Annotated in this window: 11 protein-coding genes; 6 read left to right on the top strand and 5 right to left on the bottom strand. The window is 32.9% G+C overall.

Features of this window, described 5'->3' with window-relative positions; genetic code table 11:
* Nucleotides 1-33 precede the first annotated feature (33 nt).
* The 4 genes from CELLY_RS09810 to CELLY_RS09825 form a co-directional block, all read right to left on the bottom strand.
* Nucleotides 34-1,485, bottom strand: a complete 1,452-nt coding sequence (locus CELLY_RS09810; protein ID WP_042257403.1) for a NupC/NupG family nucleoside CNT transporter — start codon at nt 1,483-1,485, stop codon at nt 34-36.
* A gap of 19 nt (nt 1,486-1,504) precedes the next feature.
* On the bottom strand, nt 1,505-2,137 hold the full coding sequence (locus tag CELLY_RS09815; protein WP_013621520.1) for a bifunctional nuclease family protein: 633 nt from the start codon (nt 2,135-2,137) through the stop codon (nt 1,505-1,507).
* A 91-nt stretch (nt 2,138-2,228) separates the two neighbouring features.
* A complete protein-coding gene (locus CELLY_RS09820) occupies nt 2,229-3,197 on the bottom strand; it encodes an electron transfer flavoprotein subunit alpha/FixB family protein (RefSeq protein WP_013621521.1) in 969 nt (322 codons plus the stop codon).
* Between the two features lie 2 nt (nt 3,198-3,199).
* The gene (locus tag CELLY_RS09825) at nt 3,200-3,946 is read right to left on the bottom strand and encodes an electron transfer flavoprotein subunit beta/FixA family protein (protein WP_013621522.1); all 747 of its coding nucleotides are present in this window, start codon (nt 3,944-3,946) and stop codon (nt 3,200-3,202) included.
* 169 nt (nt 3,947-4,115) lie between these two features.
* Here CELLY_RS09825 and CELLY_RS09830 point away from each other — a divergent pair, with 169 nt between their 5' ends.
* From CELLY_RS09830 to CELLY_RS09845, 4 genes are all read left to right on the top strand, one after another.
* The gene (locus CELLY_RS09830) at nt 4,116-5,093 is read left to right on the top strand and encodes a pyruvate dehydrogenase complex E1 component subunit beta (RefSeq protein ID WP_013621523.1); all 978 of its coding nucleotides are present in this window, start codon (nt 4,116-4,118) and stop codon (nt 5,091-5,093) included.
* 101 nt (nt 5,094-5,194) lie between these two features.
* Nucleotides 5,195-7,693 (top strand): DUF5686 family protein, encoded by a 2,499-nt coding sequence (locus tag CELLY_RS09835; protein WP_013621524.1) that lies wholly within the window; start codon nt 5,195-5,197, stop codon nt 7,691-7,693.
* Between the two features lie 84 nt (nt 7,694-7,777).
* Nucleotides 7,778-8,305 (top strand): inorganic diphosphatase, encoded by a 528-nt coding sequence (locus CELLY_RS09840; protein WP_013621525.1) that lies wholly within the window; start codon nt 7,778-7,780, stop codon nt 8,303-8,305.
* A gap of 120 nt (nt 8,306-8,425) precedes the next feature.
* A complete protein-coding gene (locus CELLY_RS09845) occupies nt 8,426-10,870 on the top strand; it encodes a sodium-translocating pyrophosphatase (protein ID WP_034643071.1) in 2,445 nt (814 codons plus the stop codon).
* A 58-nt stretch (nt 10,871-10,928) separates the two neighbouring features.
* Here CELLY_RS09845 and CELLY_RS09850 read toward each other — a convergent pair whose 3' ends face one another.
* Complete coding sequence (locus CELLY_RS09850) at nt 10,929-11,549, bottom strand: deoxynucleoside kinase (RefSeq protein ID WP_013621527.1); 621 nt, start codon at nt 11,547-11,549, stop codon at nt 10,929-10,931.
* A 285-nt stretch (nt 11,550-11,834) separates the two neighbouring features.
* On the opposite strand from CELLY_RS09850, the gene CELLY_RS09855 reads away from it, so the two are divergent.
* Together CELLY_RS09855 and CELLY_RS09860 are read left to right on the top strand one after the other, a co-directional pair.
* Nucleotides 11,835-12,668 carry a GLPGLI family protein gene (locus tag CELLY_RS09855; protein ID WP_013621528.1) on the top strand — a complete coding sequence of 278 codons (834 nt, stop codon included), beginning with the start codon at nt 11,835-11,837 and terminating at the stop codon, nt 12,666-12,668.
* A 29-nt stretch (nt 12,669-12,697) separates the two neighbouring features.
* Nucleotides 12,698-15,466, top strand: coding sequence for a carboxypeptidase-like regulatory domain-containing protein (locus CELLY_RS09860; protein ID WP_013621529.1), 2,769 nt, complete (start codon nt 12,698-12,700; stop codon nt 15,464-15,466).
* The last annotated feature ends 98 nt before the right edge of the window (nt 15,467-15,564 follow it).

A 15,564-nucleotide genomic window follows, 5' to 3' on the forward strand; every position in this document is an offset into this window, starting at 1 on the left:
TGGTTTGTAAATTTATGGTGTTTTAGCTTAGTGTTAGCCTAATATCATACCTGCAATAGTAGCAGACATTAAAGATGCTATTGTACCACCAATTAATGCTTTCATACCAAATTCTGACAATACTTTTCTTTGTCCAGGAGCTAAAGACCCAATGCCACCAATTTGTATGCCAATTGAGGCGAAGTTAGCAAAGCCACAAAGCATATAGGTAGCCATTAAAATAGACTTATTGTAGGTGAAATGTGTTACATTTGCAGCATTTTTTAATTCTGCTAATTGTATATAACCAACAAATTCACTTGCTGCTAGTTTAATACCTAATAATTGCCCCATGAGGGTCATATCTTCTGCTGGCACACCAATTAACCACATTAATGGGGCAAAAAGATATCCTAAAATAAACTCTAAAGACAATTGATCATAAGCCGTATTATTTGCTATAATTTCATTTAAAGTAGTTAATTTTCCTACTAAACCTAAACCACCGTTTATCATTGCAATTACAGCCACAAAAACCAATAACATTGCACCAACATTTACAGCTAATCGTAAGCCCTCCGTTGTTCCATTTGCAATTGCATCTAATATGTTAGTTCCAATTTTGTCTTGCGAAACCGTAACATCTTTATTTACTTCTTCTGTTTGCGGATATAAAATTTTAGAAATTACAATTGCGCCAGGTGCTGCCATTACAGAGGCGGCTAATAAATGTTTTGCAAAAACCAATTCTAATTCTTTATCCCCGCCACCCAAAAAGCCTATGTAAGCAGCTAATACTGCTCCGGCAACTGTTGCCATTCCACCAATCATTACTAAAAGCATTTCAGATTTATTCATCTTTTCTAAATATGCTTTAATTAATAATGGAGCTTCTGTTTGTCCTAAGAAAATATTACCTGCAACAGATAAACTTTCCATCCCAGAAATACCTAAGAACTTAGATAATACAATTGCTAAAATTTTAACCATCCATTGTATTATTCCTAAATAAAATAACAATGATGTTAATGCTGAGAAAAAGATGATAGTTGGTAAAACTTGAAATGCAAATATGTACCCAAATGTATCCATATCTGCGATTAAACCATCAAATAAAAACTTACTTCCGGCTTTGGTATATTCTAAAATTTCAATAAAAAGCTTACCAACCAATTCAAATGCTTTCTGAATAAAAGATACTTTTAAAACGCCAATGGCAATAATTAATTGTAATGCTAAACCAACACCAACCGTCTTCCAATTAATAGCCTTGCGGTTTGAACTAAATAAAAAGGCTATTAGTATTAAAACGGCCATACCTAAAAGTCCTCTTAATAAACTGCTAACTGAAAATCCTGCATTGTCTATAATAGGCTTTATAGTGGTGTTACTGTCTGTTGTGGTTTGTATGGTTTCTATAGCTGCTTGTGCAGGTATAGAATCTTGTGCTATAGATGGAAATATAACAAAAAAAGCAAATAGGAAAATCCAGTAACTTTTTTTCATAATAAATTTTGTGTAAGTGTTATTTTCTTTTTGAGATTTCATCTCGTAGTTTAGCAGCCTTTTCATAATCTTCATTGGCTACTGCTTTGTTAAGTTCTTCATGTAGCTCACTTAAATTTAATTCTCTGTAAGCATCAGAAGGGTTAGATTCTATTTCTACAGTTTCACCTTCTTGTAGAATTTCATCAACCATTATACTATCATCTTTGTCTTTGTCTTCATCTTCTTCTTTAGATGAAAATTTCAAGAAAATACCAGCTTTATCCAGAATGGTTTTGTAGGTAAATATAGGTGCATCAAAACGAAGTGCTAATGCAATAGCATCACTAGTTCTGGCGTCAATAATTTCTTCTACCATATCTCTTTCACAAATAATACTAGAATAAAATACGCCGTCTACTAACTTGTGTATAATTACTTGTTTAATAACAATGGCAAATCTATCTGCAAAATTTTTAAAAAGATCGTGGGTTAGTGGTCTTGGTGGCTTAATTTCTTTTTCTAGTGCAATAGCAATAGATTGTGCTTCAAAAGCACCAATAACAATAGGTAGTTTTCTGTCGCCCTCTACTTCATTAAGTATAAGTGCGTAGGCGCCATTTTGCGTTTGGCTATAAGAAATTCCTTTTATTTTTAATCGTACTAAACTCATATAAACTTTTAAAATTACTAAGGGCTGTTTAAATAAAAGGGTTTACCTTGTATTTAAACAGCCCTTTAGTATGGGCACAATTTATAAAAAATTAAGCGTTTTGGGCTTTAAATTCTTTTAATTTTTCGATTAAGGTAGGAACCACCTCAAAAGCGTCACCAACAATACCGTAATCTGCAGCCTTAAAGAAAGGTGCTTCTGGGTCTGTATTTATAACTACTTTTACTTTAGAAGCGCTAATACCTGCTAAGTGTTGTATTGCCCCAGAAATACCAATGGCAATGTATAAATTACTAGCAACTGGTTTACCTGTTTGGCCTACGTGTTCACTGTGAGGTCTCCATCCTAAATCTGATACTGGTTTAGAACAAGCTGTTGCAGCGCCAAGAACGTCTGCTAACTCTTCAATCATTCCCCAGTTTTCTGGACCTTTTAATCCTCTACCGCCAGATACTACCACATCTGCATCTGCAATTGTAGCTTTACCAACAACTTTGTCTATTTCTATAGATTTTGTAGAAAAGTCTGCATCTGTAATTGCAGGAGAAAAATCTTCTACACTTGCAGAAGTCGTATTTTCTTTAGCTCCAAAAGCATTATTAGATACACCTATAACTTTAACATCTGTGTCTATAGTTGTGTGTGCAAAACCTTTGTTGCTAAATACTGTTCTTTTTACTTTTAGAGGAGAAGTACTTTCTGGTGCTTCTACCACATTTGGTGCGTAGCCAGCTTTTAATTTAGCAGCTACAATAGGAGCTAAAAATTTGCTATCTGTACTAGATCCAATAATAACAACCTTAGCTGTTTCTTTCTCTGCTGCTTCTGTTAATGCGTGTGCATATGCTTTTGCATTAAAAGTTTTTAGAGAGTCATTACTAACATTTAACACTTTAGTAACGCCATAGTTACCTAGGGTTTCATTGTTATCTGCGTTAAAAGACACAGCGGTAACAGTTGTACCTAATTGTTGTGCTACTGCGTAAGCGTAAGAAGCTACTTCAAAAGCACTCTTTTTAAATTTTCCGTTTTCTGATTCTGTATATACTAAAACTGACATAATTAGATTGCTTTTGCTTCGTTATGTAATAGGTTAATTAACTCGTCTATATTATCTGCATCAACTAATTTAACAGCACCTTTAGCTGCAGGCTTATCAAAACTTACATCATTTGTAGCGCTAGTTGCATCAGTTGGTTCTACTACTGTTAAAGCTTTTTTACGAGCCATCATTATACCTCTCATATTAGGTATTCTTAAATCGCTTTCTTCAACTAAACCTTTTTGGCCTCCGATAACTAAAGGTAATGAAGTGCTTATTTTTTCTTTACCACCATCTATTTCTCTAGTTGCGGTAACAGTATCACCATCAATCTCTAAACCAGTACAAGTATTTACAAAGTTCATATCTAATAAGGTAGCAATCATACCTGGTACCATACCACCGTTGTAGTCAATAGACTCACGACCAGCAATTACTAGGTCGTAACTTCCGTTTTTAATTACTTCGGCTAATTGTTGTGCTACAAAAAAACCATCAGTAGGTTCTGCGTTAACACGTATTGCTTCATCAGCACCAATTGCCAATGCTTTTCTTATTGTAGGTTCTGTTGTTGCGGTACCAACGTTCACAACATGTACAGTTGCTCCTTGTTTTTCTTTAAACCACATTGCTCTTGTAAGACCAAATTCATCATTTGGATTAATTACAAATTGTACACCGTTTGTATCAAACTTAGTATCTCCTTCTGTAAAGTTAATTTTAGAAGTAGTGTCTGGTACGTTACTTATGCAGACTAATATTTTCATCTTTTATCAATTTTATAATAACTTGGCTAAGATACCAATAAAATTTGTAATTTACTATGCATGCATAATAAATTTTATCGTTTTTTTGCCAGTATGTTAACTGTAATTGAAAGATTATTTCCTATTTTTGCTAGCGTTTTTATCGATTATAATAATTTATTCCACATAAATGAAAACATTACAGTTTAGAGAGGCTATTGCTGAGGCTATGTCTGAAGAGATGCGAAAAGATGAATCTATCTATTTGATGGGTGAAGAAGTAGCTGAGTATAATGGTGCTTACAAAGCATCTAAAGGTATGTTAGATGAATTTGGTGCTAAAAGAGTAATAGATACTCCAATTTCTGAATTAGGCTTTGCTGGTATTGCTATTGGTTCTGCAATGAACGGAAATAGACCTATAGTTGAGTTTATGACATTTAACTTTTCTTTGGTTGGTATAGACCAGATTATTAATAATGCTGCAAAAATTAGACAAATGTCTGGTGGGCAATTTAATTGTCCTATTGTTTTTCGTGGTCCTACTGCTTCTGCAGGTCAGTTAGCAGCAACACACTCACAAGCTTTTGAGAGCTGGTTTGCAAACTGTCCTGGTTTAAAAGTTGTTGTGCCATCTAATCCTATGGATGCAAAAGGTTTATTAAAAGCTGCTATACAAGATGATGATCCTGTAATTTTTATGGAGTCAGAACAAATGTATGGAGATAAAGGAGAAGTGCCAGAAGGAGAATACACATTGCCTTTAGGTGTTGCAGATATTAAAAGAGAAGGTACAGATGTTACTATAGTATCTTTTGGTAAAATTATAAAAGAAGCTTACACTGCTGCAGATGAGTTGGCAAAAGAAGGTATAAGCTGTGAAATTATAGATTTAAGAACTGTAAAACCTTTAGATTATGATACCGTTGTTAAGTCTGTTAAAAAAACAAACAGATTAGTAGTGTTAGAAGAGGCTTGGCCTTTTGGTAATGTTGCTACAGAGATTACATATCACATACAGTCTAATGCGTTTGATTATTTAGATGCTCCTGTAGAAAGAATTAATACCGCAGATACACCTGCACCTTACTCTCCTGTTTTATTAGAAGAGTGGTTGCCTAATCACCAAGATGTTGTTAAGGCAGTAAAAAAGGTATTGTATAAATAAAATTTTAGTTTTGCTAAAGAACTAAAGCTTTGTCTATTATGGCAAGGCTTTTTTCTTTTTTTAAAACTATAGAGAGTATAGGTTGCTTTTAAGAATTAGTTATGATAAAAAAATTCTTTTTTGTTCTATTTTGTTTTGTTAGTGTTTTAAATTTTGCACAAACAAAAGTAAGTGGTGTTGTTTTAGATGAATTTGGGGAACCAGTTGCATTTGCCAATGTATTGTTTAAAAACTCTACAGAAGGAACCATTACTAATGATGATGGTCGCTTTTATATGGAGTCAGACAATAACCATTCGGTTTTGCAAATATCTTTTGTAGGTTATGAAACTTTAGATATACCGCTTACAGCAAAAGTTACCTATAAAATAGAAGCTGTTTTAAAAGAGTCTGGAGAGCAGTTAGATGAAGTAGTTATTTTTTCGGGAAAACTTTCTAAAAAAAATAATCCTGCCATAGATATTCTTAAAAAAATATGGGCTAAAAAAAGGGAAAATGGCTTGCGTAAATACAAGCAGTATGAGTATGATAAGTATGAAAAAGTAGAGTTTGACCTTAATACCATAGACAGTGCGCTAATTAAAAGTAAAATGTTTAGGGGGTTAGAGTTTGTTTTTGATGATTTAGATACCTCTAGAGTAACTGGTAAAACATATTTACCTATTTTTTTAAATGAAACTTTTCATAAAGTTAATGGCGATAATGTTTTAGGAGTAAAAAAAGAAAAATTACAAGGGAGTAAAAACTCTGGTTTTTCTAACAACCAAGCTATAACAGCTTTTGTAGAAGATTTATATTCAGACTATGATATTTACAACAACTATTTAAAGTTTTTTGATAAAAGTTTTACTAGTCCGCTTTCTAAAACAGGTGTAGATGTATACAATTATGCCTTGGCAGACAGCGCTTTTATAGACAACAAATGGTGCTACAATATTATTTATTACCCTAGAAGAAAAAACGAACTTACCTTTAAAGGAGATTTTTGGGTAAACGATTCTACCTACGCTATTAAAAAAATTAATCTAGAGGTTACAAAAAGTGCCAATATTAACTGGGTTAAAGAAATTTACATAGAGCAGGAGTTTGATGTGGTTAACGATTCTGTTTTTCTATTAAAGAGAGATTATATGTTAAGTGATTTTAGTCTTAACAAAAAAGAAAGCTCTAAAGGTATTTATGGTAAACGTACTACCATTTACAATAATTATAAATTTGATATTCCTAAGGACAAAAAATTCTATAAACAAAGCGTAGATGAATACAGTCCGGAAGCGTTTAGTAGAGATGATACTTTTTGGACAAAAAATAGACTAGAGCGTTTAAATAAAGATGAAAAAGGGGTTTATGAGCTTTTAGATACTTTAAAAACTGTACCTAAGTTTAAAAGTTACTACAATATTGTAAGTATTTTAGGTTCTGGTTATGTAGAAATAGATAAGTGGAATTTAGATATAGGAGACGTGTACAGTGTTTTTGGTTATAATGATGCAGAAGGCGTTCGTGTAAGAGCAGGCGCACGTACTTATTTTGGACAAAATGATCCTTGGCGTGTAGAAGGTTATTTGGCTTATGGTTTTGATGATGATAAAGTAAAACACGGTATTTCTGCTAAGTGGTTGGTAGATAAAAAAAGTAGACTAATAATTTCTGGAGGACACAGGCAAGATATAGAACAACTAGGGCTTAGTTTAACAGCTACCAATGATGTGTTGGGTAGAAGTATTGCCTCCTCATCTGTATTTACTGTAGGTTCTAATGATAGATTAACAAATATAGATTTATCTGCCTTTAGTATAGAGGTAGAACCCGTTAATAATTTAAGACTACGCGTTGGTAACTCATACAGGAAGCTAAGTTCTGCTTTGCCAAATGCGTTTAGTTTAGATTATGTAGATGCAGAGTCTCCAACAGGGATCTCGTCACAAATTAAGCAGTTAGACTTTACTACAACATTAATTTATACGCCAGGTAAACGTACAATTGGTTACGGAGTAGAACGTAAAAACATAAATGACGAGTATAGTACCCTGCTATTTAATTATTCTAAAGGATTTAAAGGTCCAATGGATAGTGATTTTGATTATGATAAGGTTCAGTTTTCTTACGGCCAACCATGGCAAATTGGTGGTTTTGGTAGGTTGTATAGTACTGTAGAAATTGGCAAAACATTTGGAGAGGTACCTTTAGGTTTGCTTAATGTAATACCAGGTAACCAAACATTATTTTCTATCTACAACACATTTCCTAACCTAGATTTTTATGAATTTGTAACAGATACGTACGCATCTGTGCATTTAGAACATAATTTTAATGGTAGGCTGTTTTCTCGTATACCGTTTATGAGAAAGCTTAATTTAAGAGAAATTGTAGGCTTAAGAGGTGTTTGGGGAGAACTTTCATCAGAAAATATAGCTTTAAATGCACCAACCAATATTCCATTAATGGCACCGTCAGACCAGATGTACTGGGAATATTCTTTTGGAATAGGCAATATTTTTAAAATATTACGCGTTGACTTTAACTTTAGAGGAAACTATTTTGATAATCCAAATGCAAGACCTTTTAGTATAACAGGTTCTTTTGGGTTTAATTTTTAATATAATGCTATCATTAATTTAAACTAAAAAATACTTTCTGTTACTATAGATTACACTATTTTTGTACAATAATTAATAATAAGAATGACTAAACACGGAAAAACATCTTTTGATGTATTAATAGAGATTCCAAAAGGAAGTAGAAATAAGTACGAATACGATTTTGATTTAAAAAAGATACGTTTTGATAGAATGTTATTTTCTTCAATGATGTATCCTGCAGATTACGGTTTTATACCAGAAACTTTAGCATTAGATGGTGATCCATTAGATGTATTAGTTTTAGGAGGAGAGCCAACTTTTCCAATGTGTGTTGTAGAAGTAAAACCAATAGGGGTTTTTCATATGGCAGATGAAAAAGGTCCAGATGAAAAAATTATCTGTGTACCTGTATCAGATCCAATTTGGAACATATTAAATGATTTATCAGATATGAACCCTCACCAAATAAAAGAAATAGAACATTTCTTTCAGGTGTATAAAGATTTAGAGAAGAAAAAAGTAGACGTAGGTGGTTGGGGAGATGCCAAAGAAGCTTACGATATTTTAAATAAATGTATAGAGAGATATGATGAAAGTGAATTTAAATCTAAAAATGCTTTTAAGATTTAAAATGTAAAATCATCAGTAAATTACCTAAAAACCCTTTCATATGATAAATATGAAAGGGTTTTTTTGTTAAGTTTCATTTTCTTACATTTACTAGGCTAATAATTAAACAATTATAAAAATATGGAGTCAATGATTATTTATGCGCCTATTATAATGGCGATATTAGGACTGGTTTATATGGTTATAAAACAGTCTTGGGTAATGAAACAAGATGCTGGTGATGGTAAAATGAAAGAAATTTCAGATCACATCTACGAAGGTGCATTGGCATTTTTAAATGCTGAGTACAAGCTTTTGTCTGTTTTTGTGGTTATTGTAAGTGTATTACTCGCAATAGTATCTGTTGTAGTACCCACAACTCATTGGTTAATTGTAGTTGCTTTTATTTTTGGAGCTATATTCTCTGCCTTTGCTGGTAATATAGGTATGAAAATAGCAACCAAAACAAATGTTAGAACCACACAAGCAGCACGTACTAGCTTGCCTAATGCTTTAAAAATATCTTTTGGTGGCGGAACTGTAATGGGACTTGGTGTTGCAGGTTTAGCAGTTTTAGGGTTGACCGCTTTTTTTATAATTTTTTATCAATACGTTTTTATGCCTAACGGATGGACAAATGTTGGCGATATGACAATTGTATTAGAAACACTTGCAGGCTTCTCTTTAGGAGCAGAGTCTATTGCTTTGTTTGCTAGAGTAGGAGGCGGAATTTATACAAAAGCTGCAGATGTGGGAGCAGATTTGGTAGGTAAGGTAGAAGCAGGTATTCCTGAAGATGATCCCAGAAACCCAGCTACAATTGCAGATAATGTAGGTGATAATGTAGGTGATGTAGCAGGTATGGGAGCAGATTTGTTTGGTTCTTATGTAGCTACCGTTTTAGCAGCTATGGTTTTGGGTAATTATGTTATAAAAGATATGGGAGGCTCTATACAAGATGCCTTTGGAGGTATTGGGCCAATTTTACTGCCAATGGCTATTGCTGGCGCTGGTATTATAATTTCTATTATAGGTACAATACTGGTTAAAATAAAGAATAATGATGCTAAAGAGGCACAGGTTATGGGTGCTTTAAATTTAGGAAATTGGGTTTCTATAGGTTTAGTTGCAGCTTCTTGTTTTGCATTAGTTACTTGGATGCTACCAGAAACAATGCAAATGGAATTTTTTGGAGAAGGAAAGGTAGCTATTTCCTCTATGCGAGTTTTTTATGCAACCCTAGTTGGTTTGGTAGTTGGTGCTGTAATTTCATCAGTAACAGAATACTATACAGGTCTGGGTAAAAAACCTATTTTAAAAATTGTACAACAATCTAGTACAGGAGCAGGTACTAACATTATTGCAGGTTTGGCAACTGGTATGATTTCTACATTCCCGTCAGTCTTATTATTTGCAGGTGCTATTTGGGCCTCTTATGCTTTTGCAGGTTTTTATGGTGTGGCCTTGGCTGCCTCTGCAATGATGGCAACTACGGCTATGCAATTGGCTATAGATGCGTTTGGACCAATATCTGACAATGCAGGTGGTATTGCAGAAATGAGTGAGCAAGAGCCAATTGTACGTGAACGTACAGATATTTTAGACTCGGTTGGTAATACAACAGCTGCTACAGGTAAAGGTTTTGCTATTGCTTCTGCGGCATTAACATCTTTAGCGTTGTTTGCTGCTTATGTAACTTTTACTGGTATAGATGGTATTAACATTTTTAAAGCACCAGTATTAGCAATGTTGTTTGTTGGCGGAATGGTACCTGTAGTGTTCTCTGCATTAGCTATGAATGCTGTAGGTAAAGCTGCAATGGAGATGGTTCAGGAAGTACGTAGACAGTTTAAAGATATTCCTGGTATTATGGAAGGTACAGGAAAACCAGAGTATGATAAGTGTGTGGCAATTTCTACTAAAGCATCTTTAAAAGAGATGATGTTACCTGGTTTGTTAACCATAGGTTTTCCGTTAGTAATTGCATTTGTTCCTATGTTATTTGGTATGAATAATATGGCCATTGCAGAAATGCTTGGTGGTTATATGGCAGGCGTTACAGTAAGTGGTGTGCTTTGGGCAATTTTTCAGAACAACGCTGGTGGAGCTTGGGATAATGCTAAAAAATCTTTTGAAGCAGGAGTAGAGATTAACGGAGAAATGACTTTTAAAGGTTCTGATGCACACAAAGCTGCGGTTACAGGGGATACAGTTGGTGATCCTTTTAAAGATACTTCTGGCCCATCAATGAATATATTAATAAAATTAACGTGTTTAATTGGCTTGGTTATAGCTCCTATTTTAGGCGGACATATAGAGGATGGAACTGCATCTGAAGAACATCAAACTAAAAAAGAATTTAATGTAAAAGTTGATGCTACTAATAACGATTTGGCTGTAGCAACTATTACAACAATAACTACAAAAGACGGAGAAGTAAATAAAAATGTACAAGTTGTAAATGGTACTGTAGAAGAAATTACAGAAAAAGTAAAAGCTGCTAAAGAAAAAGAAGGTATAGAGGTTAATGTATCTAAAGACAATAACTCTAATACTATTGAAGTAGAACTAGATTATAAAAAATGATATAAGACATTATTAAGTCAATAAAAAAAACCACACTATTTAGTGTGGTTTTTATTTTTTAAGGCTGAAATAATCCGTTTATTTCGGCATCTATTTTATTAATAACAAATCCTAAATCTTCAGGATCATCAACAAAGTTTAAATTATCTACGTCAATAATTAATAAGTTTCCTTTGTCATAACCGTGTATCCAAGCTTCATAGCGTTCATTTAACCTGCTTAAATAGTCAATAGAAATGGTGTTTTCATATTCTCTTCCTCTTTTATGTATTTGGTTTACCAAATTAGGAATAGAACTTCTTAAATAAATAAGCAAATCTGGTGGTTGTACTAAGCTTTCCATTAACTCAAAAAGACTTGTGTAGTTTTCAAAATCTCTGTTTGTTAATAAGCCCATTGCGTGTAAGTTAGGAGCAAAAATAAAGGCATCTTCATAAATTGTTCTGTCCTGTATTATATCTTTACCGCTTTCTCTAATTTGTAAAATTTGTCTAAATCTGCTATTTAAAAAGTATATCTGCAAATTAAAACTCCAACGCTCCATTTGGTTGTAAAAATCATCTAAGTAAGGATTGTCTACTACATCTTCAAAATTTGGTTGCCAATTAAAATGCTTGGCTAGTAATCTAGTTAAAGTTGTTTTCCCTGCACCTATGTTTCCTGCTACTGCAATATGCATATTCTGTATGTGTTTTAATTTTTTTATTAGACCGATATAGGGGTCGCACAATATACAAGATAAGACTAGTATCTAAAAATGTTTACAGTAATAAACTCAAAACTTTTTAAAAACAGTAGCAAACCATTGTATTTATGCAAAGTTACAACGATAAAATAAGTCATATACGTATGTGTAAAATGATTTTTTCAAAAAAAAGGTGGTTAGCAATTAAACTAAATTAAAAGTTAACAGTCTAAGTAGTTGAAAGCTAACTATCCCACAAGGATATAAACCACAGATAAAATGAGAAATATTTTTTTAATAGCAATAACATTAATAAGTACAGTGTTTACTGCAACGGCTCAAGAATTTCAAGGTAAAGCCATTTATGAAACAAAGCTTACTAAAGCTCCAGATTTTGGAGGTAGAGATATGCCAGAGGCTCGTAAAAAAGAAATTATGGAGCGTATGAAAAGCGCTATGGAAAAAACATATATTTTAACGTTTAACAGAACCGAGTCTTACTACGTAGAAGATGAAAAATTAGAGGCTCCTGGAGGTAGCGGACCAGGTTGGATGCGTTTTATGGGTAGTGGTTCTACTGGTAAATATTACAAAAATATTAAAGAGCAAAACTATACCAACCAAGTAGAAATGTATAGTAAAAACTTTTTAATTAAGGATGAGCTAAAAAAACCTGAGTGGAAAATGGGCTCAGAAACTAAAAAAATAGGAAACTATACAGTTTATAAGGCAACACTTACAACTCCAATAGATACTACAGGTGTAGGTTCTATGACCAGAATGTTTAGACGTGGTAGACAAGGAGAACAGCCTGAACGTGAAATACCTACAGAAAAAACAGTTGTGGCTTGGTATACATTAGATATTCCTATTAGTCAAGGTCCTGCAGAATACTGGGGATTACCTGGTTTAATTTTAGAGGTAGAACAAGAAGGATCTACTTTGGTTTGTAGTAAAATTGTTATGAACGCAGATGATGTTGTAGAGGTAAAAGCACCAACCAAAGGAAAAGATATTAATCAAAAAGACTTTGATGAGCTTATGATAAAAAAGCGTCAGGAAATGATGGAGAACTTTCGTAGAGGAGGTAATAGAGGAGGAAGAGGTCGTTAATTTTTATCAAAAAATAATACAAATTTATAATGAGCAAATTCATAAAGTTTTTTATGGTTATGGTATGTATTACTATAACTGGAGCTGTACAGGCACAAAAAATAACAATTACTGGTGTTGTTAAGGATAGCCTTAATAACCCTTTAGAGATGGCTAATGTAGTAGCTATTAATGCAGAAACTAAAGCGTTAGATGGTTTTGGAATTACCAATGAAAAAGGTATTTACAAAATGAATGTAAATGAAAACTCTAAGTACAACATTAAAGTAAGTTACTTGGGATTTAAAACAAGAGAAATTGTTTTAGAAACTAAGGAGGTAGATGTAAAAAGAGATTTTACATTGTTAGATGAAGCAGAAAGTTTAGACGGTGTAGAAATTACGTATGAGATGCCTGTAAACGTAAAAGGTGATACTATAGAGTATAACGCAGATTCTTTTGCTACTGGTACAGAAAAAAAGCTTGAAGATGTTCTTAAAAATTTACCAGGTGTAGAGGTTAATGATGATGGGGAAATTGAAGTAGAAGGGCAGTCTGTAGGTAAAGTAATGGTAGAAGGTAAAGACTTTTTTGATGGCGATAGTAAATTGGCATCTAAAAATATACCTGCAAATGCATTAGATAAAATTCAGGTTTTAAAAAACTATAATGAGGTTGGACAATTAAAAGGTGTAACAGATAATCAAGACAATTACGCAATTAACATAAAACTAAAAGAAGGTAAAAAGAATTTTTGGTTTGGAGAAATTACAGCAGGCGTTGGTAATGAGGAACGTTATATTGCGCACCCTAAATTATTTTATTACAACCCTAATTATAGTATAAACTTAATTACCAATTTTAACAATATTGGCGAGGTGCCATTTACACGTAGAGACTATTTTAGATTTACGGGTGGTTTTGGTAATGGCGGTAGTGCTAACACTGGTACAAGCTTTAATGTAGGTTCTAGTGACATGGGTTTTTTAACATTACAAAACAATAGAGCTCAAGAAATTAGTTCTAAGTTTGGTGCAGCTAACTTTAGTTATTCACCAAAAAAAATGTGGGATTTAAGTGGTTTTGCAATTTATTCTGGTAATGTTACAGATATGCAACAAAACACATTTAGACAATATAAGGCTAATGCAGACGGTAGCCAACCATCTCCAGATGAACTTACAGAGAGTGTTACAAACCAAAGGAGTGATTTGGCTCTTATTAAATTAAGTTCTAGTTACAAACCTAATGCAGATAACCATTTTGATTATGATATTTTTGGAAGAATATCTAGTCAAAAAGAAGTACAAGATTTATTCTCTAATTTAACGGGTAATATAGATGAGGTTCAAAAGCAAGATCCTTACAGCATTAATCAAAACGCTAATTACTATTACACATTAAATGCTAAAAATATTTTTGCAGTAGAGGCACAGTATTTAATTCAAGAAGAAGATCCTTTTTATAATGCTGCTTTAGCACAGAGTGATCAATTCAGGTTAGATGAGGTTTTAGGTATGGACCAAGCCCAAGATGGTTATGATGTTGTGCAAGACAAAATGGTAAAAACCAATAAGCTAGATGCAAAAATAGATTACTGGTATATTACAGGAGATAAGAGTAATGTAAAGTTTACACTTGGCTCTCTATTAAGTACACAAAAATTTAATTCAGAAATTTTTCAGATACTAGATAGTGGAGCAAAATATAGCTTAGATGATGCAGTGAGCTCTGTAGAGAACGATGTTAAGTATAACTTTAGTGATATTTATATGGCCTTTGAGTATAGAGTAAAAGCAGGTGCATTTACCTTTACACCAGGTGTATCTGTACACAATTACACTACAAAAAATGAACAATTAGGATCTACTGTTACAGATGATTTTGTACGTTTATTACCAAGTTTTAATACAAGATTACAAATTAAAAAGAGTGAAGATATTAACTTTAATTACAGAATGATGACAAGTTTTTCTGATGTTAACCAGTTTGCATCTTCTTTTGTAATGAACAATTACAATTCTCTTTTTCAGGGTAACAGAGATTTAGAAAGTGCATTGTCTCATAACTTAACATTGCGTTATAACAATTTTAATATGTTTAATTTTAGCAATATTAGAGCATCATTATCATATAACAAAAGGGTAGACCAAGTACGTAACATCTCAGACTTCTTAAATTACCCTAATCCAGATTATCCTGCAACATCAGATGAAGAGTTTATACAAACATCTAACAGAATATCGTCTCCATTTAACTCTAACTTTGCAGACGAGACCTTTTCTGCAAACGGATCTTTTGAGCGTACTTTTGGTAAAATAAAAGCTGGTTTAGGAGCAACTATGAATTATTCTAAGTTTAACCAAATAGTAGATAATGAACAGGCAATTAACGAGTCTTTTACAACTACTTACAGAGGTAGCTTAGGAACACGTTTTTTAAATGCGCCAAATATAGAGTTTGGATACAACCTAGCGGTGAACAATTATGAGCAGCCAAATGGCTCTAGTATAAAATATTATACACATCAGCCAAGCGTAAAACTAGATGCTACTTTTTTAAGAGATTTTATTTTTAATGCAGACTACTCTTATTACAATTACAAAAACGAGATAGAAAGTTTAAATACATATTCTTTTATGGATGCTACCTTAGGTTATCAAAAAAAGGATAGCAAATGGGAGTATATTTTAGGAGTAACTAACTTATTTAATACAGAATCTTTAAATCAGGATAGTGATAATACTTTGTTTGTTAGCACAAGTGAGTATTTTATACAACCTAGATATGTAACCTTAAAAGTAAGGTACAACCTGTAATACAGCATTGTTTGTTTATATAGAGGCTATGGATTGCAAATTAATTTGTAACTGTAGCCTCTTATTTTTTCGTTAAAACTATTTTAGAACCAATCTAA

This window comes from Cellulophaga lytica DSM 7489 (genome assembly GCF_000190595.1).
Lineage (GTDB): Bacteria > Bacteroidota > Bacteroidia > Flavobacteriales > Flavobacteriaceae > Cellulophaga > Cellulophaga lytica.